Raw genomic sequence first — 21,437 nt, 5'->3', positions numbered from 1 at the left:
GGGCGGCCTCAGGCGCTGAACATGTGTGGCGTGACGAGCGCGAAGAGACCGGGACGCGCCGCGGTCCACGGCAGACGCGCGCGCACGCATGCGCCGACGGGCTTCGCCGCCGCGACGCGCAGATTGCCGCCGAGCGCCTCGCAGCGCGCGCGCATCCCCGAGAGGCCGAAGCGCCCGCCCTTGCGTCGTGCGGTCGCGCTGATGCCGACGCCGTCGTCGGTGACAGTCAGCATCACGCCTTGGCCATCGAGCGAAATGGTCACGCTCGCGCGCGCCGCCTGCGCGTGGCGTGCGACGTTGCAGAGCGCTTCCTGCATCACGCGAAAGAGTGCGAGCGACATGTCGCGCGACATGCGATCCAGCCGCGCATCGTCCGGGCAGGAGAAGTCGATGGAAATTGCCGTGCGGGCGCCGAAGCACGCGATCCAGTCGGCGAGCGTGGCGGCGAAGTTCGCGTCGAAGGTCGGCGTCTGCAACCCTTCGACGATGCGATGGCTCGTCTCGCAGACTTCCGCAAGCGCGGCGCGCGCCTGACGCAGCGCGTCGGCGAGCGCGGCGGGCGCATCGACGGGCAGCCGGTGCTCGGCGCGCGCGAGGGCGAGATTCGCGACAGTGAGCGCCGCGCCGGTTTCGTCGTGGAGATCCTGTGCAAGCGCCTGGCGCGCGCGCTCTTCCGTGGCGGCGAGCAGCGCGGCGAGTTCCTGGATACGGGCGGTGAGGCGCTGAATCTGACGATCGCCCTTGAGCTTGGCGTCGATCAGCGCGGAATAGGGAGAGGCGAACGGCGCGCCGGAGCATTCGGGCGCCGGTGACGGAACGCCCCGCAGCGGGGCGCGGCGAATCGGGCTCTCTTCGAGCGTGATCGTAGCCGACGGATTCATTCACTATCCTCGCGTTGAGCGCAACTTGAGCTACGTCCTCGGCAAGCTCACGAGAGGCGTAACTGAATTTACACTCTGTAACATCGATGACGGACTGCGCGGTCTTGCGCGCCGTTTCAGCGTTACCGGATCATATCTCAAAAATATGATAAATCCATGTCCGGCAAGGCTTCGCCGAACGAAGTTCATGTCATTTGCCAAGTCGCTGCGCATAATGCGTAGGAAAAACACCTACTGACGGCCGCCAATTTGTAACAAGACGACCTGCGGCGCGACGCGGCGAGACGAAAAAAAACCGGAGCGCGCGGCTCCGGTCTTTGCATAGGCGGTGTCTTGCCGGCTCAGCCGACGAACGCTTTCTCCACCACATAGTGGCCAGGATGATTGTTGCTGCCTTCCTGGAAGCCCATTGTGTCGAGCAACTCTCGCGTATCGCGGAGCATGTGCGGGCTGCCGCAGAGCATCACGCGATCGTTTTCGATCGAGAACGGCTCGAGCGCGAGATCCGCGAACAGTTTCTTCGTCTCGATCAGATCGGTGATGCGGCCGCGGTTCGCGAATTCCTCGCGCGTGACCGTCGGGTAATACACGAGCTTCTCGGAGACGATTTCGCCGATATGCTCATGCGCCGGCAGGTGCTCGGTGATGAAATCCTTGTACGCGAGTTCGTCGACGAAACGGCACGTGTGCGTCAGCACGATCTTCTCGTAGCGGTCGTAGACGTCCGGGTCCTTGATGATCGACATGAACGGCGCAAGGCCGGTGCCGGTCGACAGGAGCCACAGCGTCTTGCCGGGCAGCAGGTTGTCGGCGACGAGCGTGCCCGTCGGCTTCTTGCCGATGAGCACCGAATCGCCGACCTTCAGATGCTGCAGGCGCGAGGTAAGGGGGCCGTCGGGAACCTTGATGCTCAGAAATTCGAGATGCTCTTCGTAGTTCGCGCTCGCGAGGCTGTAGGCGCGCAGAAGCGGCTTGCCGTCGACTTCGAGACCCACCATCGTGAACTGGCCGTTCTCAAAGCGGAACGAGCTATCGCGGGTGCAGGTGAAACTGAAAAGCGTATCGGTCCAGTGGTGGACGCTCAGAACGGTTTGAGAATTAAGGTTGCTCATGGCTTCTTGAACTGTGCGAAAACGGTGACGCTCTGACGCTCGCGGCTGATTTGCGGCTGATTTGCGGCCGATGCCACGCCGGGCCGGCGTCGAACATAAAGCGCGCTACGAGGGCGCTGCGCTGCCCGAACAGGACGATCGAATGGGGGAAGGTCGCTGATTGACCCGAAACCCAGATTCGAAGACAGCGTTTCACGCCGCGCCATGCGTGAACGTCGCGCAAAAAACCAGACAGCCCGGCGCAATCGGCTATTTTAACCCGATAGCCGTTTCGCGGTCCGAATGTCATGACGGCGGCAAAGGCGCGCACGCGTGCCTCGTGGGCGAACGTGCGTGCTGAAGAAGTGCGCTTTTCTGCTGGCTGCATGGCCGGCGGCCAGGACCGGCGGCGATCGCTGCCGAGAAGCCGAGCCCGCATCATAGCAACGGACGCCGTCCTTATCCCGAAATACCCTCCTGGCGAAAGGCTGGGCGCGTCAGATACGTTGATCCGTCGACGGCTTTTCCCACAGATTGATGCCGCCTTCCTGCGCGTGCTGATCGATCTCCGCGAGCTCTTCCTTCGTGAACTCGAGGTTCTTCAGCGCGCCGACGTTCTCCGCGACCTGTTCCGCGCGGCTCGCGCCGATCAGCACCGACGTCACGCGCCCGCCACGCAGCGCCCACGCGAGCGCCATCTGGGCGAGGCTCTGGCCGCGCTTCTGGGCGAGTTCGTTGAGCTTGCGCACGTGCGCGAGGTTCGCGTCGCTCAGATGCTCCTGCTTGAGCGACCCGCCGCCCGGCTTGTTCACGCGCGCGTCCTGCGGGACGCCGTTCAGGTACTTGCTCGTCAGCAGACCTTGCGCGAGCGGCGTGAACGCGATGCTGCCGGCGCCGACATCGTCGAGCGTGTCGAGCAGTTCCTCTTCGATCCACCGGTTCAACATGTTGTACGACGGCTGATGGATCAGCAGCGGCACCTTGTGCTCCGCGAGCAGCTTCGCCATTTCACGCGTCTTCGTCGCGGAATACGATGAGATGCCGACATAGAGCGCCTTGCCCGAATGCACGGCCGTCGCAAGCGCGCCTGCTGTTTCTTCGAGCGGCGTGTCGGCGTCGAAGCGGTGCGAATAAAAGATATCGACGTAATCGAGGCCCATGCGCTTCAGGCTCTGATCGAGGCTCGCGAGCACGTACTTGCGCGAGCCGCCGCCCTGGCCGTACGGGCCAGGCCACATGTCCCAGCCGGCTTTCGACGAAATCAGCAATTCGTCGCGATACGGCCGGAAGTCGTCCTTGAAGATGCGCCCGAAGTTCGCCTCGGCGCTGCCGTACGGCGGCCCATAGTTGTTCGCGAGATCGAAATGGGTGATGCCGAGATCGAATGCGGTGCGAAGAATGTCGCGTTGTGTCGAGATCGGCGTCGTATCGCCGAAGTTGTGCCACAAACCAAGCGATAGCGCGGGCAGCTTCAGCCCGCTCTTGCCGCAGGTGCGGTATTGCATCTGCGTATAACGCTCGGACGCTGCTTCGTAGGCCATGACGGATTTCCTCTGCGGATTGCGAATTGATCGGACGGCGACCGGCAGGAGAGCGCACTGGATATGCGTGTGCACGCGCCCTGCCAAGGGCGTCAATGGTAAGCCAATCGGGACAAAGCGCGCAGACGCGCTTCGCGTTCCCGCTATTCGGCATCGGCCGAATGGTCAGTAATGGGAACGATCGAACGCGAATCGGGACAAATGCAGATTCTTTTGCAAGGAACCTGACTCATGGATTCGATCGACAGACTGCGCCCCGCCTACGACTCCTTCACCGCAATCGCCGTGACCTACGGCATCGACATCTTGCTGGCGATCCTGATTCTCGCGGTGGGATGGTCGATTTCGAACGCCGTCGCGAACGCGATGCGCCGCACGCTCGGCCGCACCAATGTCGACGCCACGCTCACGCCGGTGCTGGCCAGCCTGGCGATGTGGGCGATCCGCGTCGTCGCCATCGTCGCGGCGCTCGGCAAGTTCGGCATTGCCGCAGCCAGCATCCTGACCGTGCTCGGCGCTGCCGGTCTTGCCATCGGCCTCGCGTTGCAGGGCACGTTGCAGAATATCGCGGCCGGTCTGATGCTTCTGCTGTTGCGGCCGTTTCGTGTGGGCGACTACATCGAAGGTGTGGGCACGACGGCGGGGACCGTCAATGAAATCGGACTGTTCACGACGCGCCTCACGAAAGCCGACGGCATCGTCATGTTCGTGCCGAACAGCCTCATCTGGGCGAATGCCATTACCAACTACAGCGCGAACGATCGCCGGCGCGTCGTCATTAACTTTCAGGCGCAGCATGGGCTGAAGGTCGAAACCGTGCTCGCGGAATTGCGCAACCTGATGAGCCAGGATGCGCGCATCGTGCAGGACGGGCCGTCGGCGCCGTGGGTCGCGGTCGCCGATTACACGGATACCGGCGTCAAGTACAACCTCGGCGCGTGGACGAGCCGGAGCGATCATCAGTACGTCATGGCCGATCTGCTGCGCAAGATCCAGCCCTACACGCGCGAAGAGGCGCAAGCCGCCTGAAGCGGAGTGGACGCGCCCGTGCAGACCCGCTAACCTGACGCGCCCTCAAGTTACGAGAACATGTTATGACCCGAGCGATTTCCGTTGCGCTGCTTGTCGGCGGCGTCGTGCTGCTGTATTTCGGCGGCCAGTCGTTTCATTCGCTCTCCAACGACGTCTCGCGCTTCTTCACCGGCTCGCCCACGAGCAAGACCATCTGGCTGATCGCGGGCGGGATCGTCGCGTCGCTCGCGGGGCTGATCGGCCTCGCTTTGCCGTCGAAGCGCTGAACTGAACGCTCAGACCAGCGGCACTTCCGGTTTCGACGCCGAGCGCGTGCCGGGCAGCGCCACGTTGCTCGCGCCGCGATACGTGAACACGAGCGAGAACTTCACCTGATCGGTGAGGTTTTTGCCCGCCGAGTGCAACGTGTTGCAGTGGAAGAAGACGACATCGCCCGCTTCCAGTTCGGGCGACACCGCCGTGCGAATCAGCGCCGCATTCTCGGGCAGATCGGAGCGGAAGAACTTGGCTTCGTCGAAGCGATCGGACGTAAACGGCAGCTTGTGCGAGGTGGGCACGAACCACAGTGCGCCGTTATCCACCTTTTCGTCACCGAGTGCGACCCATGCGGATACCAGATCGTCGCGCTCGAACGCCCAGTAGCGCACATCGCGATGCCAGCCCGTCAGGCTGCCGTACGCGGGGTGCTTCGTCATCATGCAGTTGTGATGTGCGCGCGACAGATACGGCGTCTCGCCGAAATACAGCTCCATCCAGCCGCGCACGTCGGGTGACGTCGCGAACTCCGCGAAGAGCGGATGCCGCACGTAAGCGTCGAGAAGACGGCGCACCGTATGTCCGCCGGGCGCGTCCTTCGAATCGGGCGCGCCGGGATATTTCAGATCGGCCTCGAACTCCACGGGCGCAGCAGCCTCGGCGAGTTGCTGGCGGGCGACCTCGCGCATCGCATCGCAACGTCCCTTCGTGACCAGTCCCTTAACGATCACATAGCCTTTTTCGCGCAGTTCGCGCACCTGTTCTTTCTTCGATTTCAACGCGTTTTGATCAGACATTTCAGTTCTTGCCTCCAACGGCTTTCGATTTTATTCATGCCGTCGACGCTATATCCGGAATTAGGGCGAATACGGCGATTGTAAATCCGGCAGCGCGGGAAGGCCCGTGTGACAATGCATCGGCCGATTTTCATCAGCAACCGCTTCATAAATCGACAGGGAAAACGCGGACTTACCGGGGTAACAAAGGTCTTGTACATTGGGCACTTCATTCGGTGCAACTTGGCAAACGCTGTTGAATCGAAGCCTTGAACGCTATTTTTGAGACGACTATCGTCGAGTCTGCTTCCACGCAATCGACCTCCGCTGACATGAACCACCGAATCGCTATCGGCTTGACTCGCGTTGCCTCGCGGGCCGCGCGCCCTGCCCGCCGCGGCATGATCCGCGCGTTGCGTCATCACTCCGCCCGCACTCAGGTGCTCGCCGAGCAATTGAAGAACGTGCATCCGGTCGATGGCATCCGGTCGTGGTTCCGCGGTTTCTTCTTCAATTTGCGCGTGCGCACGGCTTCGCGCCGGGTGTCGTTGCGAGCGCTTTTGCGCCGTCCGGTGCAACTGCGCGCACCGGCGCCCAAGCCGAAGGCAGCCGCGCTGACGAGCCGCCGTCCGCGTCGCGTGTCGGCGAGCAGCGCCGGCTGGTACGCGTTCGCCGCGCGCTGAGCGACTCAGTCGGGCCTGGCGTCGTCGAGTGCCGGGTAGTCGGTGTAGCCTTTTTCTCCACCGCCGTAGAACGTCGCCTCGTCGGGCGTGTTGAGCGGCGCGCCTGCGCTGAAGCGCTCGACCAGATCCGGATTGGCGATATACGCGCGACCGAAGGCCACGGCATCGGCTTCGCCTCGCTCGATGCGCGCGTCCGCCTCCTCCGCCGTGTACTCGCCGCAGACGATGATCGCGCCGTCGTAAGCCTCACGCAGCGCGCGACGATAGCCTTCCGAAAGCGGCGCGCCGCCCGCCCAGTCGCCTTCCGCGAGATGCAGATACGCGACGCCGATGCGCTTCAACTCCTGCGCCAGATACAGCGATGACGCCTCGCCATCATCGTCTTGCAGGTCGAATTCCGTGAAGTTCGGCGAAATGCGTATGCCCACGCGATGCGCGCCCATCACGCCCGCCACCGCCTCCAGCACATCGACGACCAGTCGCACGCGATTTTCGATTCCGCCGCCATAGTCGTCCGTGCGCCGGTTGGTGCCCGTCGCCATGAACTGATGCAGCAGGTAGCCATTGGCCGCGTGCACTTCGATCATGTCGAAGCCGGCACGCTTCGCGCGCTGCGCGGCGTCGACGAACTGCAGAACGATGCCCGGCAGCTCATCGGCTTCGAGCGCGCGCGGTTCGTCGGCATCGGTCATGGCGTATGAGCCGTCCTCGCATTTCACGAACACCTGCGTGTTGCGCGCGCGCACCGCGGACGGCGCGACGGGCGATGCGCCGTCTTCCTGAAGCGATCGATGCGACACGCGCCCCACATGCCATAACTGCGACGCAATGCGTCCGTGCCGTGCATGAACCGCGCCCACGACGGATTTCCATCCGGATTCCTGTGCATCCGAATAGATGCCCGGCGTCGCGAAATAGCCCTGACCTTGCCGCGATACCTGAGTCGCCTCGCTGACGATGAGACCCGCACTCGCGCGCTGCGCGTAAAAGTGCGCGCTCATTTCGGACGGCACATCGCCTGGCTGTGACGCGCGGTTGCGCGTGAGCGGCGCCATGACGACGCGATTGGGCAACTGCAGATTGCCGATGGTGACAGGTGAGAGAAGCGAGTCGAACGGCATGGCGGTTCCATTGGCGGCGGGGGTGTCGTCCGTGGAAGTCGCAATAATCGCGCCGCGAAGGCATAAAAAAACCGGCGAGCGCAATGCTCGCCGGTTCGTGTCCCGCTCGTTCAGCGAATGGCGTTACGCCACGCTCGCGACCGGTTCCGTGCCCGCCGCTTCGGCCAGGACGAGCGCCTTGTCCGCGGATTCCCACGAGAATTCCGGCTCTTCGCGGCCGAAGTGGCCGTACGCCGCCGTCTTTTCGTAGATCGGGCGCAGCAGGTCGAGCATCTGGATGATGCCCTTCGGACGCAGGTCGAAGTGCTCGAGAACGAGCTTCGTGATCTCCGCATCCGACACGCGGCCCGTGCCGAACGTATTCACCATCACCGAAGTCGGACGCGCGACACCGATCGCGTACGAGACCTGAATCAGCGCGCGCGATGCGAGACCCGCCGCAACGATGTTCTTCGCGACATAACGGCCCGCATAGGCCGCCGAGCGGTCGACCTTCGACGGGTCCTTGCCCGAGAACGCGCCGCCGCCGTGCGGAGCCGCGCCGCCGTACGTATCGACGATGATCTTGCGGCCCGTCAGACCGCAGTCGCCTTGCGGACCGCCGATGACGAAACGGCCCGTCGGGTTCACCAGGAACTTGATGTCGCCCTTGATGAGTTCCTTCGGCAGAGTCGGCTTGATGACTTCCTCGATGACCGCTTCGCGCAACTGCGACAGGTCGATGTCCGGCGAGTGCTGCGTGGAGAGCACGACGGTGTCGATGGAGTGCGCCTTGCCGTCGACGTAACGCACGGTGACCTGCGACTTCGCGTCCGGACGCAGCCAGGGCAAACGGCCGTCGCGGCGCAGGTTAGCCTGGCGCTCGACGAGGCGGTGCGAGAGGTGGATCGGCAGCGGCATCAGCTCGGGCGTTTCGTCGCACGCGTAGCCGAACATCAGACCCTGGTCGCCAGCGCCTTGATCGAGGTTGTCGTCGTGCGCCTTGTTCACGCCTTGCGCGATATCCGGCGATTGCTTGTCATACGCGACGAGCACCGCGCAGCCGCGATAGTCGATGCCGAAGTCGGTGTTGTCGTAACCGATGCGCTTGATCGTGTCGCGCGCGACCTGGATGTAATCGACGTTGGCGGTGGTCGTGATTTCGCCCGCGAGGACAACGAGACCGGTGTTGCAGAGCGTTTCCGCCGCGACGCGCGAATATTTGTCCTGCGACAAGATGGCGTCGAGGATGGCGTCGGAGATTTGATCGGCGACCTTGTCCGGGTGGCCTTCGGAAACGGATTCGGAAGTAAAGAGATAGTCGTTCGACACGCTTCAGACTCCATTTGAGTACGGTTGATATTCACGTAGCCGTCTTCGTCTGGAGTCTGAAGCGGCGACGCTTTAGCGGATGTCTTTCCGGGCCGGCGACTTCCACAAGTTCAGAAGTCTCCGACCCGCTTCGCCCCGCAAGTTGTCCATTAACTCGGCGAAGGTTTTATTATACCGGTTTCCCTTGTTTTCACAGAGCCGAACGCTTGCCGCTATCCACCACGCATCAACCATCCGCACTTCGCGGCCGTCCGTCCGTTCGCTGGAGCCGCTCATGCTAGGGCGCATCGGCGTCGCGCTCGCCATCGGCTTTCTCAAGTTTCTGGCGCTCATTCCGTACGGCATCACCGCGCGTTTCGGCGACGCCCTCGGCTGGCTGCTCTATCAGATTCCGAGCCGCCGAAAGCGCATCGTTCACACGAATCTCAAACTGTGCTTCCCGGAGTGGTCCGACGAAAAGCGCGAGGACATCGCGCAGAAGCATTTTCGGCACGCGATCCGCAGTTATGTCGAGCGCAGCGTGCAATGGTTCGGCTCGGCGAAAAAGCTCGAGAAGCTGATTCAGGTGGAAAGCGCCGTCGATCTAACCGATCCCGATCTGCCGCCCACGCTCTTTCTCGGCCTGCATTTCGTCGGCATCGAAGCGGGGTCGATTTTTCTGAACTATTCGCTGCATCGTCGCTGCGGATCGCTGTATCAGCCTTTTTCGAATCCGCAGATCGAGGAGCTCGCCAAGACGCAGCGCGCGCGCTTCGGCGCCGACATGGCGAGCCGCGCCGACAGCGCGCGCATCGTGCTGCGCTGGCTGCGCGACCGCAAGCCGGTGATGCTCGGCGCGGACATGGACTACGGCATGCGCAACTCCACGTTCGTGCCGTTCTTCGGGATTCCGACCTGCACGCTGACGGCCGTCGGCCGGCTCGCCAAGACGGGCAAGGCGCAGGTCGTGCCGTTCATCGGCGAGGTTCTGCCGGATTACAAGGGTTATCGGCTGAAGATCTTCGAGCCGTGGGACAACTACCCGACCGGCGACGACGAAGCCGACGCGCGCCGCATGAACGCGTTCCTGGAAGAGCAGATTCCGCACATGCCCGAGCAGTACTACTGGGTCCACAAGCGCTTCAAGACGCGGCCCCCGGGCGAGCCGAGCTTTTACTAAAAGCGTGTGCGCGGCGCGAAACGCCGCGCTGGCGGGTCACATACAATAGCGCGATGAAACTCAAATTCACCAAGATGCAAGGCGCGGGTAACGACTTTGTCGTGCTCGACGGCTACACGCAGGCGCTCGATCTGACCGCGGAGCAAGTGCGCGCGCTCGCGAACCGCCATTTCGGCGTGGGCGCGGATCAGTTGCTGCTCGTCGAAAAGCCGACCATCGACGGCGTCGACTTCAAGTACCGCATCTTCAATTGCGATGGCGGCGAAGTCGAGCATTGCGGCAACGGCGCGCGCTGCTTCGTGAAGTTCGTGCGCGATCGCCGGCTGACCGACGCATCCACCGTGCGCGTGCAGGTGCAGAACGGCATCATCACGCTGACGATGCAGGAAAACGGCGAAGTCGTCGTCGATATGAGCACGCCGGTGTTCGATCCGCCTCGCGTCCCGTTCGACGCGCAAGGGCTCGAAGGCCGGAAGGAAGGCAACGACACCCTCTGGCCGCTCGACGTGAATGGTGAAACGCGCCCGATCTCCGTCGTATCGATGGGTAATCCGCACGCGGTGCAGATCGTCGACGATGTCGAGGCTTATCCGGTCCTGACCGAAGGTCCGCTCATCGAGCGCCACGCGCGGTTTCCGAAGCGCGTCAACGCGGGCTTCATGCAGATCGTCGATCGCCATTCGGTGAAGCTGCGCGTCTACGAGCGCGGCGCGGGCGAAACGCTTGCGTGCGGCACGGGCGCATGCGCGGCGGTGGCCGCCGGCATCCGCCGCGGCTTGCTCGAAACGCCCGTGCGCGTCGAAACACATGGCGGCACGCTCACAATCAGCTGGAGCGGCGCGCGCGACGAATCCGCCGCGCTCTTCATGGCGGGCCCCGCCGCGACCGTTTTCGAGGGTGAAATCGAGCTCGATCGCATCGTCTAACGCATACACGTCACCATGAATCCACGCGAAGTCGCCGACTACCTGCTCGACAACCCCGATTTCTTTGCCGAGCACGCGGAACTGCTCGGCACCATCCGGCTTTCGAATCCGCACGGCAAAGCCGCCGTGTCGCTGCAGGAACGCCAGATGGAAATGCTGCGCGACAAGAACAAGCAACTCGAACGGCGTCTCGCCGAGCTGCTGCGTTACGGCCACGAGAACGACAGCATCTCGAGCAAGTTCAACCGCTGGACCGTGCGCGTGATTTCCCAGCGCGATCCGTACGCGTTGCCCGCGACGATCAGCAAGGGCTTGTGCGAAGTTTTCGACGTGCCACACGCCGCGCTGCGCGTGTGGGATATCGACGAAGCGTACCGGCAGGCCGATTTCGCTCGTCAGGTCGGCGAGGAAGTGCGCATATTCACAAGCAGTCTCGCCGCGCCGTACTGCGGCGCGAACACGGGCTTCGCGGCAGCGCAGTGGCTCGGCGCGGTGAATTCGGCATCGGCGACGGTCCCGCCCAGCGACGGCCCGCCCGACACCGACCGTACGATCGAATCCGTCTCGCTGATCGCGCTGCGCGATCCGCAAGCCGGCCCGGATGCGCCGAGCTTCGGCCTGCTCGTGATGGGCTCGCCCGATCCGCGCCGCTTCCACGACGGCATGGCGACCGACTTCCTCACGCAGATCGGCGCGCTGGCGAGCGCCGCGCTGTCCCGCTTGCTGCCGCACTGAACATGGACGCCGCCGACGCCCCGAAGGATGCCCCCCAAGGCGGTGTGATCGCCGACTATCTTGCGATGCTGGAGCATCAACGGCATCTGTCCGAGCACACCCTGCGCGGCTATACATACGAGTTGAGCGAACTGCGCGCCCTCGCCAAGGACCGTCCGCTCGAGTCGCTGACCGCCGCCGATATCCGCGGCGCGGTCGTGCGGGCACATGCGGGCGGGCTGTCGTCGCGCTCGATCGCGCATCGGCTGTCGGCGTGGCGCGCGTTCTATCGATGGCTCGCCGAGCGTGTCGAGATGCCCGCGAATCCCGTCGCGACGGTGCGCGCGCCGAAACGCGAAAAGACGCTCCCGAAAGCGCTTTCCGTCGATGACGCCAGCCGGCTCATGGACGCGCCGCAAGCCGGCACGACCGAAGCACTGCGCGATCACGCGATCCTCGAACTCTTCTACTCGTCGGGCCTGCGGCTCGCCGAACTCGTCGGGCTGGACGTGCGCCACGTCGATACCAAAGAACATACGTCGCAGGGCTGGATCGATCTGGCGAACGCGGAAGTCACGGTTCTGGGCAAAGGAAAGCGCATGCGCAAAGTGCCCGTCGGCAGCAAGGCGCTCGAAGCATTGCGCGCATGGATCGACGTGCGCGGCGAATTCGTCAAGCTCGATCCGCACGCGCTCTTTCTCTCCGTGCGCGGCAATCGCATGTCGCCCGGCGTGGTGCGCGAGCGCGTTAAGCGGCTCGCGCTGCAGGCCGGCATTCCGTCGAACGTGCATCCGCACGTGCTGCGGCATTCCTTCGCCACGCATGTCCTGCAATCGAGCGGCGATCTGCGCGCGGTGCAGGAGCTGCTCGGCCACGCGAGCATCACGGCCACGCAGGTTTATACGTCGCTCGATTTTCAGCATCTCGCCCGCGTCTACGATGCGGCGCACCCGCGCGCAAAGAAGCGCGATTGATCCCGACAGCGCCTCGCGCGCTGCATTAATCAACGCAATGAACACCATCACGCTCAAACCGGCGAAGGACAAATCGCTCGTCCGCCGCCATCCGTGGATCTACGCGAACGCCATCGCGCGCATCGACGGCAATCCCGCGCCCGGCGCGACCGTCACCGTGCGCGCCGCCGATGGGCGCTTTCTCGCGCGCGCGTCGTACAGCCCGCACTCGCAGATCAGGGCGCGCGTCTGGACGTTCGACGAGAGCGAGCCGGTCGATCACGCGTTCTTCAAGCGCCGCGTGCAGCGCGCCGTCGCGCACCGCCAGACGATGGTGAAGGACACCGGCGCCACGCGTCTCGTCTTCGGCGAAGCGGACGGCTTGCCGGGACTGATCGTCGATTACTACGTCGGGGACGAAGGCACGCACGCGCAGCTCGTCTGCCAGTTCATGGCAACGGGCGTCGAAGCGTGGAAGGAAGCGATCGTGCAGGCGCTGATCGCCGCGACCGGCTGCCCGAACGTCTACGAGCGCTCGGACGTTTCGATCCGCCAGAAGGAAGGCCTCGAACAGACGACCGGCGTGCTCGCGGGCGACGCGCCGCCCGAGACGCTCATCACGAACGAATGCGGCGTGCGCTATCACGTCGACGTGCGTAACGGCCACAAGACAGGCTTCTATGTCGATCAGCGCGACAACCGCGTGCTCGTCGCGCAGAACGCGCAAGGCCGCGAAGTGCTGAACTGCTTCTGCTATACAGGCGGTTTCTCTCTCGCCGCCTTGAAAGGCGGGGCGACACGCGTGGTTTCCGTCGATTCGTCCGGTGAAGCGCTCGCGCTGGCTCGCGAAAACGTCAAGGCGAACGGGTTCGACGCCGAAAAGGCCGAGTGGCTCGACGCCGACGCGTTCAAGACGCTGCGCCGTCTCTACGACGAAGGCCAGCGCTTCGATCTGATCGTGCTCGATCCGCCGAAATTCGCGCCGTCGAAGGAAACCGTCGATCGCGCCGCGCGCGCCTACAAGGACATCAATCTGAGCGGCTTCAAGTTGCTCCGTCCGGGCGGGCTGCTCTTCACCTATTCGTGCTCCGGCGCGATCGATTCGGAGCTGTTTCAGAAGATCGTCGCGGGCGCGGCCGCGGACGCGCGCGTCGATGCGCGGATCCTGAAACGGCTGGGCGCGGGCGTCGATCATCCGCTGCTGACGGCGTTTCCGGAAGGCGAATACCTGAAAGGGCTGCTGTTGCAAATCGCCTGATCGGCCTAATGTAGCCGCGATGCACTGCGGCGCGGAGCACGGAAGCGTCGGCTTGACAAATATGTTTCAATACCCGATTCAGTGCGATCTACGTATTACAGACAAGGACACAGGCGACACCATGATCCCCGTAACCATCCTGACCGGCTTTCTGGGCAGCGGCAAAACCACGCTGCTCAAGCGCATCCTGAACGAGCAGCACGGCATGAAGATCGCCGTGATCGAGAACGAATTCGGCGAAGAGAACATCGACAACGAAATCCTCGTGCAGGAAACGAACGAGCAGATCATCCAGATGAGCAACGGCTGCATCTGCTGCACGATCCGCGGCGATCTGGCACGCGCGCTCGAAGATCTCGCGAATCGCAACAAGGCGGGCACGCTCGATTTCGACCGCGTCGTGATCGAAACGACCGGCCTCGCGAATCCGGGTCCGGTCGCGCAGACGTTCTTCATGGATAACACCGTCGCCGACGAATTCCTGCTCGACGCGATCATCACGCTCGTCGACGCGAAGCACGCGAATTCGCAGCTCGATCAACACGAAGTGGTGCAGCGGCAGGTCGGCTTCGCGGATCGTCTGTTCGTCACGAAGTCCGATCTCGTCTCGGCCGACGAACTCGAAGCGCTGAAGCATCGCCTGCTGCACATGAACCCGCGCGCGGCGATCAAGGTCGTGAATTTCGGCGATGCCGACATCAAGGAAATTTTCGACCTGCGGGGCTTCAATCTGAACTCGAAGCTCGAAATCGATCCGGACTTCCTCGCCGAAGACGATCACGATCACGACCACGCGCATGACGATCACGATCATTCCACCTGCGGCCACGATCACAGCCACGATCACGAGCACGAGCACGGACATCACCACCATCACGCGCACCACGACGACAAGATCAAGTCTTTCGTGTACCGCAGCGAGAAGCCGTTCGATCCGAACCGCCTCGAAGATTTCCTCGGCGGCATTCTGCAGATCTATGGCGAGCGGCTGCTGCGCTACAAGGGCGTGCTGTATATGAAGGGCGTCGATCGCAAGGTCGTCTTCCAGGGCGTGCATCAGATGATGGGCAGCGACCTCGCCGGCAAGTGGATGCCGATCGAAAAGAAGAACAGCAAGATGGTGTTCATCGGCATCGAGCTTCCGAAGGATCTGATCACCGACGGCCTCGACGCCTGCCTCGTGAAGTAATCCGGCATGCATCTCGCTTGGATCGTGCACGGCACGCGCGGGCGAAAAACGGGCACCGAAATAAAACGCCGCACGCGATTGCCTCGCGTGCGGCGTTTTTCATGATCGACTTTTAGTGCGCGTGTGTAACCGCGGGCACGAACCGACATCGCTTTTTGCACGTTCAAGCGTTATATTTTTGAAATTCCGGCGCGAATTGACAGGGTTTTCCTCGGTTATCGTCGGAATTTGCGGTTCAGTTACAATACAGCCCCACTGGAGAAGGGCAGTTTCGCTGAATGCGCGTCTTTCAGGCGCTCGCTCGGCGGACGTTAGGAAAAGGGATGTCCCGTCGGGACGATGCCTCGATTTGCCGGGGGAAGGCAAATCAAGACAAAGCACCGGGGCCGGAAATCCGGGGCCATGCGAATGCGCCCGGTCATCCGGAGCATCATCCAAGATCGGTTTCCAGAGGAGTTCGGCCCCGCATCGGCGCGTCGCGCAGCCCAAGCGTCCTGATGCGCTGCATGCGGGTAACGCAAGTGCGGGCGTTGCGCAGACATCGCCTTACATTGAAGAAGCAAGCAGATGACAACGAAACTCTTGACCGAAGCCGAAATCCTGAAGATGAGCGAGAAGGACTACATGAACGAGGATCAACTCGCCTTCTTCAAGAACCGGCTCGAGCAGTTGCAAGCGGACATTCTGAAGAATGCCGGCCAGACGACCGAAAATCTGCGGGAAACGGTGATCGTGCCGGATCCGGCGGATCGCGCAACCATCGAGGAAGAACATGCACTGGAGCTGCGCACGCGTGATCGCGAGCGCAAGCTTCTGAAGAAGGTGCAGCAATCGCTCGCGCGCATCGATTCGGGCGATTACGGCTGGTGCGAAGAGACCGGCGAACCGATCGGCATTCCGCGCCTGCTCGCGCGCCCGACGGCCACGCTCTCGCTCGAAGCTCAGGAACGCCGCGAACTGCGCCAGAAGCTTTTCGGCGACTGAAATCGTCGTCGGCAGGCGAGCGTCGCGGGACCGGCCCGCCACGGGGAAGACGCCGCCGCGAAAAGCTGCTCGCACGTAATTGCATCAGGAGAAAGGCACCCATAGAAGGGGTGCCTTTTTGCTTTCCGGCAGGTAAAAACGGCGGGCGACGACACCACATGCCTTGATAAATCTGCCGCCGCCCTAAAATTCACTCGACGCGCCCCGCAACAGCCTGATCGCGGCTGGCGCGCGCGCGGCGCCGTCCGCCCGAGGCCTCGAGCTCTGACGGAACCCCGCGCCGTGCACTCCATCGAATTCTCGACTGCGCGGCGGCCGGTCGCTCGACGACGAAGCCGCCCGCGTCCTTCTGGTTTTCACAAGGAACGCACATGGAACAATTTCACGGCACGACCATCGTCTCCGTGCGCCGCGACGGCAAGGTCGCGCTGGGCGGCGATGGTCAGGTGACGCTCGGCAACATCGTCATGAAAGGGGGCGCGAAGAAAGTGCGCCGCATCTATGGCGGCAAGGTGCTGGTCGGCTTCGCCGGCGGCACCGCCGACGCGTTCTCGCTGCTCGATCGATTCGAAGCGAAGCTCGAGAAACATCAGGGCAATCTGACGCGCGCCGCCGTCGAACTGGCGAAAGACTGGCGCACCGACCGCATGCTGCGCCGGCTCGAAGCAATGTTGATCACGGCCGACAAGGACACGACGCTCGTCATCACCGGCAACGGCGACGTGCTCGACCCGGAACACGGCATCGCCGCGATCGGCTCGGGCGGCGCATACGCGCAAGCGGCGGCGCAGGCGCTCGTCGAGAATACGGATCTCGCGCCGCGCGATGTCGTCGAAAAGGCGCTCACCATCGCCGGCGACATGTGCATCTACACCAACCACAATCGCGTCATCGAGACGATCGAATAAAGGACCCAAGCGATGACCACCATGACTCCCTCCGAAATCGTCTCCGAACTCGACAAGCACATCATCGGCCAAGGACGCGCGAAGAAGGCGGTTGCCGTCGCGTTGCGTAACCGCTGGCGCCGTCAGCAGGTCGCCGAGCCGTTGCGTCAGGAAATCACGCCGAAGAACATTCTGATGATCGGGCCGACGGGCGTCGGCAAGACCGAGATCGCGCGCCGTCTCGCGAAACTCGCGGATGCGCCGTTTATCAAGATCGAAGCGACCAAGTTCACCGAAGTGGGCTACGTCGGGCGCGATGTGGACAGCATCGTGCGCGATCTGATCGAGATTTCCGTCAAGCAGACACGCGAATCCGAGATGAAGAAGGTGCGTACCAAGGCGGAAGATCGCGCCGAAGACCGCATTCTCGACATCCTGCTGCCGAGCGCGCGCCCGGTCGGCTTCGGCGCGGCCGAATCGAGCAGCGAAGGCGATAACGCCACGCGCCAGACCTTCCGCAAGCGCCTGCGTGAAGGCGCGCTCGATGACAAGGAAATCGAGCTCGATGTGGAAATGCCGCAAGTCGGCATGGACATCATGGGGCCGCCGGGCATGGAAGACATGACCGAGCAGATCCGCTCGATGTTCGCGAACATCGGCGGCGGCAAGAAGACGCGGCGCAAGGTAAAGGTCAAGGAAGCGCTCAAGCTCCTGACGGATGAGGAAGCCGGCAAGATGCTCAACGACGAAGAGGTCAAGAGCAAGGCGGTGCAGAACGTCGAGCAGAACGGCATCGTGTTCCTCGATGAAATCGACAAGATCGCGTCGCGCAGCGAGGCGGGCGGCGCCGAAGTGTCGCGCGCGGGTGTGCAGCGCGACCTGCTGCCGCTCGTCGAAGGCACGACCATCAACACGAAGTACGGGATGATCAAGACCGATCACATCCTGTTCATCGCGAGCGGGGCGTTCCATCTGGCCAAGCCGAGCGATCTGATCCCCGAGCTGCAAGGGCGTTTTCCGATTCGCGTGGAGCTGGATTCGCTGTCGGTCGGGGACTTCGAATCGATCCTGAATTCGACCGACGCGAGCCTCGTGAAGCAGTACAAGGCGCTGCTCGCAACCGAAGACGTCGAGCTCGATTTCACCGACGAAGGCATCCGGCGTCTCGCTGAAATCGCATTTTCGGTGAACGAGAAGACCGAGAACATCGGCGCGCGACGGCTGTATACCGTCATCGAAAAGTTGCTGGAGGAAGTGTCGTTCGCGGCGGGCAATCACACGGGGCAGCCGGTGCGGATCGATGCCGCATACGTAGACCGCGCGCTCGGCGAGGTGGCGGAGGACGAAGACCTGTCGCGCTACGTGCTGTAACGACCGCGGCGGTGCATGCAACGAACCGGGCTGCGAGCCCGGTTTTTTGTGCCTGCCGCGTTTGAAACGTGGCAAAAAAGGCGGGCAAAAAAAAGCCCGCCTGGTCGGCGGGCTGAATCCATATCAGGAGGAGACATGGAGGAGACAGTTCCAATAATACACAGACGGTTGATGCGACGCAATAGAAATTTCGGTACAAACCCCTATGGCGTCCGTTTGTGGTATCTGCGCGTCACTTTTCAAATCCCGCGTGCCGATGACACAGCAAGAAACGGCGCGTAACCTCATCTGCGTGGCTCTACAGTGGTCCCGTACCCAAGAGCCTCGAGGTCCATCATGAAAACCGTAGCAGCGCCTGTTTTTTCATCTGACGAATGCCGCTGGCAGGCGGTCGTCGATCGCGACGAGCGCGCTGACGGCGCCTTCTTTTTCGCCGTGCGCACGACGGGCGTGTTCTGCCGGCCGTCGTGCGCGGCACGTGCGCCGCGTCGCGAGAACGTCGAGTTCTTTCCGACGACCGATGCAGCCGTCGCAGCCGGATATCGCGCGTGCAAGCGTTGCCAGCCGACGAGCCTGCCGCGCGAGCTGGCGATCGTCGAGCGCGCGTGCAAGGTGCTCGACGCCGATCCGCAGCAGCGCATGACGCTCGCGCAACTGAGCGATGCCGTCCACGTCAGTCCGTTCCATCTGCAGCGCCTGTTTTCGCGGATCGTCGGGATTTCGCCGCGGCAGTATCAGGCGGCACAGCGGGCGGGCGTGTTGCGCGATGCGTTGCAGCGCGGCCGCGACGTCACGCGCGCGACGCACGACGCCGGCTTCGGTTCGCCATCGCGCATGTACGAAGCCGTGCCTGCGGAACTGGGCATGACGCCGTCCGCGTACAAACGAAAGGGCGCGGGACTGACCGTGCGTTACGCGACCGCCACGACGCCGCTCGGCACGGTGCTTGTCGCCGCGACCGACAAGGGCGTTTGCAAGATCGCTTTCGGCGACGATGCCAACACGCTCATCGATCAACTCGCAGCCGACTTTGCGCAGGCCGGACGCGTCGAGGATGCAGCGAGGATGGAGCCGTTCATCGCGCAGATTCGCGCGTATCTTCAAGGCACGCGCGAGCGTTTCGACTTGCCGCTCGACATCGGCGCGACCGCGTTCCAGCGGCGCGTGTGGGACGCGTTGCGCCGCATCCCATACGGGCAGACGCGCAGTTATACGGATATCGCCGAATCGCTCGGCACACCGGGCGCGGTGCGGGCGGTGGCGAATGCGTGTGCGTCGAATCCGGTCGCGCTCGCGATTCCGTGCCATCGCGTGATCGGCAAGGACGGCGCGATCGCGGGCTATCGTTGGGGCAGGCCGCGCAAGGAAGCGTTGCTCGAAACCGAGCGCGCGCACAACGAAACCAACAAGGTCGCATAAAGCACGGGCGCTCGCCGTCGACAGACGCGCGAGCGCTTCGATCTCCCCCGCGAGCCGCGCGAAGCGGCTCCACCGCGCGGCCACGCGTCCCGCGAACGTCCCGAAAACCCCGCAATCCGTTGCCAGTTCTGGGCGCAAGCACGCCTTACACCGAGATGTTAAAGTGCCCGCTACCCTAAAAATACGACCGGGCGCACGCCGCTCGCGCTCCTCGCAGAACGCTTCAATGGCAAACAAGAATTCCGCTCACACCAAGGCCGGCGCTTTCGAGCGCAGGCTTGCCGCGCTTGCGTCCGGCCCGCACGCCGACGCGTTGCGTCAAGGCTTGCGCGGCATCGAGAAAGAAAGTCTGCGCGTGACGCCGCAAGGCAAGCTCGCCGTGACGCCGCATCCGCGCGCGTTCGGCTCGGCGCTGACGCATCCGCTCATCACGACCGATTATTCCGAGGCGCTCGTCGAGCTCATCACGCCCGCCGAATCCGATGTGTCGATCACGCTCGATCGCCTCGACGCGCTGCATCGCTTCGCCTACGCGCACATGGGCGACGAGCTGCTGTGGAACAACTCCATGCCGAACTCGCTGCCGCCCGAGGACGAGATTCCGTTCGGCTATTACGGCACCTCGAATATCGGCAGGTTGAAGAATGTGTACCGGCGCGGACTCGCGCTGCGTTATGGCCGCACGATGCAATGCATCGCGGGCATCCACTACAACTATTCGCTCAGCGAAGACGTGTGGCGCGCATGGCAGGCGCTCGACAAGACGAGCACGCTATCCGCGAAAGACTTCCAGTCCGAACGCTACTTCGCGCTGATCCGCAACTTCCGTCGCACGAACTGGCTGTTGATGTATTTGTTCGGCGCATCGCCGGCGCTGAACAAGCGCTTCGTCGAAGGCAAGGCGCATCATCTCGAAAGATTCGATGGCGACACGTTCTACTTGCCGCACGCGACCAGCCTGCGCATGAGCGATCTGGGGTACGCGAACAATCCCGCGCAGGCGGACCTGCTGCCGAGCTACGACAACCTCGACGCCTATCTCGATGTGCTCGCCAAAGCCGTGAGCCAGCCGTATGCGCCGTATGAAGCCATCGGCACGCGGCGCAACGGCGAATGGGTGCAGATCAACGCAAACGTGCTGCAGATCGAAAACGAGTTCTACTCGACGATCCGCCCGAAACGCATCGCGCACTCGGGCGAGCGTCCGCTGCACGCGTTGGCTGAGCGCGGCGTGCAGTACATCGAAGTGCGTTGCCTCGATATCGATCCCTTCGAGCCGACCGGCATCTCGCTGGAGACGGCGCGCTTCCTCGACGCCTATCTGCTCTACTGCGCACTGGAGGACAGCCCGCTGCTGTCGTACGACGCCAACATCGAGGCGAACGGCAATTTCAGCACGGTGGCGAAGGAAGGGCGCAAGCCTGGGCTCGCGCTGCAACGTGATGGCGCAAGCGTGCCGATGCAGCAGTGGGCCGAAGCGCTTTTCGATGCGATCGAACCCGTCGCGAAGACACTCGACGCGCTCAACGGCAACGACGAACACACGCGCGCACTCGGGGCGCTGCGGCCGCGTATCGCCGATGCATCGCTCACGCCGTCCGCTCGCGTCTTGCAGACGATGCGCGACAAGCAGCAAACCTTCGACGAGTTTGCGCTCGAACTCAGCGCGCGGCACGCGGAAAGCTTCCGCGCACGGCCGCTTTCCGTCGACGAAGAGCGCGCGATGGAAGAGCTTGCTGCAAAATCGGTGGTGGAACAGGCGGTGGTCGAAAGCCGCGACACCGAATCGTTCGATGCCTTCATCGCGGCGTATCAGGTCTACACGCTGAATCCCGCGAGCGCGTGATCTCGCCCTGTTGCTTCGAGCAGGATTTTCCGCCTCAGCG

The 21,437-nt window shown here is 63.2% G+C and carries 21 protein-coding genes; 14 read left to right on the top strand and 7 right to left on the bottom strand.

Going from position 1 to position 21,437, the window contains the following annotated elements; genetic code table 11:
• Positions 1 to 8: 8 nt before the first annotated feature.
• From NCS58_RS00650 to mgrA, 4 genes are all read right to left on the bottom strand, one after another.
• On the bottom strand, positions 9 to 881 hold the full coding sequence (locus NCS58_RS00650) for a sensor histidine kinase (RefSeq protein WP_250537600.1): 873 nt from the start codon (positions 879 to 881) through the stop codon (positions 9 to 11).
• A 341-nt stretch (positions 882 to 1,222) separates the two neighbouring features.
• Positions 1,223 to 1,993: a ferredoxin--NADP reductase gene (locus NCS58_RS00645; protein ID WP_061116652.1), complete on the bottom strand. Its 771-nt coding sequence runs from the start codon at positions 1,991 to 1,993 to the stop codon at positions 1,223 to 1,225.
• Positions 1,980 to 2,360 (bottom strand): hypothetical protein, encoded by a 381-nt coding sequence (locus tag NCS58_RS00640; RefSeq protein ID WP_250537599.1) that lies wholly within the window; start codon positions 2,358 to 2,360, stop codon positions 1,980 to 1,982. The genes NCS58_RS00645 and NCS58_RS00640 overlap by 14 nt, the downstream gene beginning before the upstream one ends.
• Before the next feature lie 109 nt (positions 2,361 to 2,469).
• Positions 2,470 to 3,513, bottom strand: a complete 1,044-nt coding sequence (mgrA, locus tag NCS58_RS00635; RefSeq protein WP_061116650.1) for an L-glyceraldehyde 3-phosphate reductase — start codon at positions 3,511 to 3,513, stop codon at positions 2,470 to 2,472.
• A gap of 231 nt (positions 3,514 to 3,744) precedes the next feature.
• On the opposite strand from mgrA, the gene NCS58_RS00630 reads away from it, so the two are divergent.
• Together NCS58_RS00630 and NCS58_RS00625 are read left to right on the top strand one after the other, a co-directional pair.
• A complete protein-coding gene (locus NCS58_RS00630; protein WP_250537598.1) occupies positions 3,745 to 4,542 on the top strand; it encodes a mechanosensitive ion channel family protein in 798 nt (265 codons plus the stop codon).
• A gap of 65 nt (positions 4,543 to 4,607) precedes the next feature.
• Entirely contained in the window at positions 4,608 to 4,811 is a 204-nt protein-coding gene (locus NCS58_RS00625) for a DUF3185 family protein (protein ID WP_061116648.1), read from the top strand.
• A 9-nt stretch (positions 4,812 to 4,820) separates the two neighbouring features.
• On the opposite strand, the gene NCS58_RS00620 is transcribed toward NCS58_RS00625, so the two are convergent.
• Positions 4,821 to 5,597, bottom strand: coding sequence for a phytanoyl-CoA dioxygenase family protein (locus tag NCS58_RS00620; RefSeq protein ID WP_250537597.1), 777 nt, complete (start codon positions 5,595 to 5,597; stop codon positions 4,821 to 4,823).
• 311 nt (positions 5,598 to 5,908) lie between these two features.
• On the opposite strand from NCS58_RS00620, the gene NCS58_RS00615 reads away from it, so the two are divergent.
• Complete coding sequence (locus tag NCS58_RS00615) at positions 5,909 to 6,259, top strand: hypothetical protein (protein ID WP_250537596.1); 351 nt, start codon at positions 5,909 to 5,911, stop codon at positions 6,257 to 6,259.
• Positions 6,260 to 6,264: 5 nt separating this feature from the next.
• Here the strand turns inward: NCS58_RS00615 and NCS58_RS00610 are convergent, their stop codons facing one another.
• Together NCS58_RS00610 and metK are read right to left on the bottom strand one after the other, a co-directional pair.
• Positions 6,265 to 7,380 (bottom strand): alkene reductase, encoded by a 1,116-nt coding sequence (locus tag NCS58_RS00610; RefSeq protein WP_250537595.1) that lies wholly within the window; start codon positions 7,378 to 7,380, stop codon positions 6,265 to 6,267.
• Positions 7,381 to 7,503: 123 nt separating this feature from the next.
• Positions 7,504 to 8,691 carry a methionine adenosyltransferase gene (metK, locus tag NCS58_RS00605; protein WP_061116644.1) on the bottom strand — a complete coding sequence of 396 codons (1,188 nt, stop codon included), beginning with the start codon at positions 8,689 to 8,691 and terminating at the stop codon, positions 7,504 to 7,506.
• A 274-nt stretch (positions 8,692 to 8,965) separates the two neighbouring features.
• On the opposite strand from metK, the gene NCS58_RS00600 reads away from it, so the two are divergent.
• From NCS58_RS00600 to gshA, 11 genes are all read left to right on the top strand, one after another.
• On the top strand, positions 8,966 to 9,850 hold the full coding sequence (locus NCS58_RS00600; RefSeq protein ID WP_061116643.1) for a lipid A biosynthesis lauroyl acyltransferase: 885 nt from the start codon (positions 8,966 to 8,968) through the stop codon (positions 9,848 to 9,850).
• 53 nt (positions 9,851 to 9,903) lie between these two features.
• Positions 9,904 to 10,776 carry a diaminopimelate epimerase gene (gene dapF / locus NCS58_RS00595; RefSeq protein WP_250537594.1) on the top strand — a complete coding sequence of 291 codons (873 nt, stop codon included), beginning with the start codon at positions 9,904 to 9,906 and terminating at the stop codon, positions 10,774 to 10,776.
• A 15-nt stretch (positions 10,777 to 10,791) separates the two neighbouring features.
• Positions 10,792 to 11,511: a DUF484 family protein gene (locus NCS58_RS00590; RefSeq protein ID WP_250477240.1), complete on the top strand. Its 720-nt coding sequence runs from the start codon at positions 10,792 to 10,794 to the stop codon at positions 11,509 to 11,511.
• Positions 11,512 to 11,513: 2 nt separating this feature from the next.
• Complete coding sequence (gene xerC, locus NCS58_RS00585) at positions 11,514 to 12,464, top strand: tyrosine recombinase XerC (protein ID WP_061116640.1); 951 nt, start codon at positions 11,514 to 11,516, stop codon at positions 12,462 to 12,464.
• A gap of 37 nt (positions 12,465 to 12,501) precedes the next feature.
• Positions 12,502 to 13,701, top strand: a complete 1,200-nt coding sequence (locus tag NCS58_RS00580; RefSeq protein WP_250537593.1) for a class I SAM-dependent rRNA methyltransferase — start codon at positions 12,502 to 12,504, stop codon at positions 13,699 to 13,701.
• A 121-nt stretch (positions 13,702 to 13,822) separates the two neighbouring features.
• Positions 13,823 to 14,890 carry a GTP-binding protein gene (locus tag NCS58_RS00575; RefSeq protein WP_061116638.1) on the top strand — a complete coding sequence of 356 codons (1,068 nt, stop codon included), beginning with the start codon at positions 13,823 to 13,825 and terminating at the stop codon, positions 14,888 to 14,890.
• A 567-nt stretch (positions 14,891 to 15,457) separates the two neighbouring features.
• A complete protein-coding gene (dksA, locus tag NCS58_RS00570; protein WP_035499449.1) occupies positions 15,458 to 15,874 on the top strand; it encodes an RNA polymerase-binding protein DksA in 417 nt (138 codons plus the stop codon).
• Positions 15,875 to 16,245: 371 nt separating this feature from the next.
• Complete coding sequence (hslV, locus tag NCS58_RS00565) at positions 16,246 to 16,782, top strand: ATP-dependent protease subunit HslV (protein WP_061116637.1); 537 nt, start codon at positions 16,246 to 16,248, stop codon at positions 16,780 to 16,782.
• Between the two features lie 12 nt (positions 16,783 to 16,794).
• The gene (hslU, locus tag NCS58_RS00560; protein ID WP_061116636.1) at positions 16,795 to 18,132 is read left to right on the top strand and encodes an ATP-dependent protease ATPase subunit HslU; all 1,338 of its coding nucleotides are present in this window, start codon (positions 16,795 to 16,797) and stop codon (positions 18,130 to 18,132) included.
• 336 nt (positions 18,133 to 18,468) lie between these two features.
• On the top strand, positions 18,469 to 19,551 hold the full coding sequence (gene ada / locus NCS58_RS00555) for a bifunctional DNA-binding transcriptional regulator/O6-methylguanine-DNA methyltransferase Ada (RefSeq protein ID WP_250537592.1): 1,083 nt from the start codon (positions 18,469 to 18,471) through the stop codon (positions 19,549 to 19,551).
• A 226-nt stretch (positions 19,552 to 19,777) separates the two neighbouring features.
• Positions 19,778 to 21,397, top strand: coding sequence for a glutamate--cysteine ligase (gene gshA, locus NCS58_RS00550; protein ID WP_250537591.1), 1,620 nt, complete (start codon positions 19,778 to 19,780; stop codon positions 21,395 to 21,397).
• The last annotated feature ends 40 nt before the right edge of the window (positions 21,398 to 21,437 follow it).

Source organism: Caballeronia sp. INML3B, assembly GCF_023631305.1.
GTDB classification, from domain to species: domain Bacteria; phylum Pseudomonadota; class Gammaproteobacteria; order Burkholderiales; family Burkholderiaceae; genus Caballeronia; species Caballeronia turbans.
This window is presented reverse-complemented; position numbering and strand designations above follow the sequence as displayed.

Bases quoted from the DNA above. Each gene is read 5' to 3' on its own strand.
- NCS58_RS00650 (WP_250537600.1), bottom strand. From the start codon at position 881: ATGAATCCGTCGGCTACGATCACGCTCGAAGAGAGCCCGATTCGCCGC.
- NCS58_RS00645 (WP_061116652.1), bottom strand. From the start codon at position 1,993: ATGAGCAACCTTAATTCTCAAACCGTTCTGAGCGTCCACCACTGGACC.
- NCS58_RS00640 (WP_250537599.1), bottom strand. From the start codon at position 2,360: ATGCAGCCAGCAGAAAAGCGCACTTCTTCAGCACGCACGTTCGCCCAC.
- mgrA (WP_061116650.1), bottom strand. From the start codon at position 3,513: ATGGCCTACGAAGCAGCGTCCGAGCGTTATACGCAGATGCAATACCGC.
- NCS58_RS00630 (WP_250537598.1), top strand. From the start codon at position 3,745: ATGGATTCGATCGACAGACTGCGCCCCGCCTACGACTCCTTCACCGCA.
- NCS58_RS00625 (WP_061116648.1), top strand. From the start codon at position 4,608: ATGACCCGAGCGATTTCCGTTGCGCTGCTTGTCGGCGGCGTCGTGCTG.
- NCS58_RS00620 (WP_250537597.1), bottom strand. From the start codon at position 5,597: ATGTCTGATCAAAACGCGTTGAAATCGAAGAAAGAACAGGTGCGCGAA.
- NCS58_RS00615 (WP_250537596.1), top strand. From the start codon at position 5,909: ATGAACCACCGAATCGCTATCGGCTTGACTCGCGTTGCCTCGCGGGCC.
- NCS58_RS00610 (WP_250537595.1), bottom strand. From the start codon at position 7,380: ATGCCGTTCGACTCGCTTCTCTCACCTGTCACCATCGGCAATCTGCAG.
- NCS58_RS00600 (WP_061116643.1), top strand. From the start codon at position 8,966: ATGCTAGGGCGCATCGGCGTCGCGCTCGCCATCGGCTTTCTCAAGTTT.
- dapF (WP_250537594.1), top strand. From the start codon at position 9,904: ATGAAACTCAAATTCACCAAGATGCAAGGCGCGGGTAACGACTTTGTC.
- NCS58_RS00590 (WP_250477240.1), top strand. From the start codon at position 10,792: ATGAATCCACGCGAAGTCGCCGACTACCTGCTCGACAACCCCGATTTC.
- xerC (WP_061116640.1), top strand. From the start codon at position 11,514: ATGGACGCCGCCGACGCCCCGAAGGATGCCCCCCAAGGCGGTGTGATC.
- NCS58_RS00580 (WP_250537593.1), top strand. From the start codon at position 12,502: ATGAACACCATCACGCTCAAACCGGCGAAGGACAAATCGCTCGTCCGC.
- NCS58_RS00575 (WP_061116638.1), top strand. From the start codon at position 13,823: ATGATCCCCGTAACCATCCTGACCGGCTTTCTGGGCAGCGGCAAAACC.
- dksA (WP_035499449.1), top strand. From the start codon at position 15,458: ATGACAACGAAACTCTTGACCGAAGCCGAAATCCTGAAGATGAGCGAG.
- hslV (WP_061116637.1), top strand. From the start codon at position 16,246: ATGGAACAATTTCACGGCACGACCATCGTCTCCGTGCGCCGCGACGGC.
- hslU (WP_061116636.1), top strand. From the start codon at position 16,795: ATGACCACCATGACTCCCTCCGAAATCGTCTCCGAACTCGACAAGCAC.
- ada (WP_250537592.1), top strand. From the start codon at position 18,469: ATGAAAACCGTAGCAGCGCCTGTTTTTTCATCTGACGAATGCCGCTGG.
- gshA (WP_250537591.1), top strand. From the start codon at position 19,778: ATGGCAAACAAGAATTCCGCTCACACCAAGGCCGGCGCTTTCGAGCGC.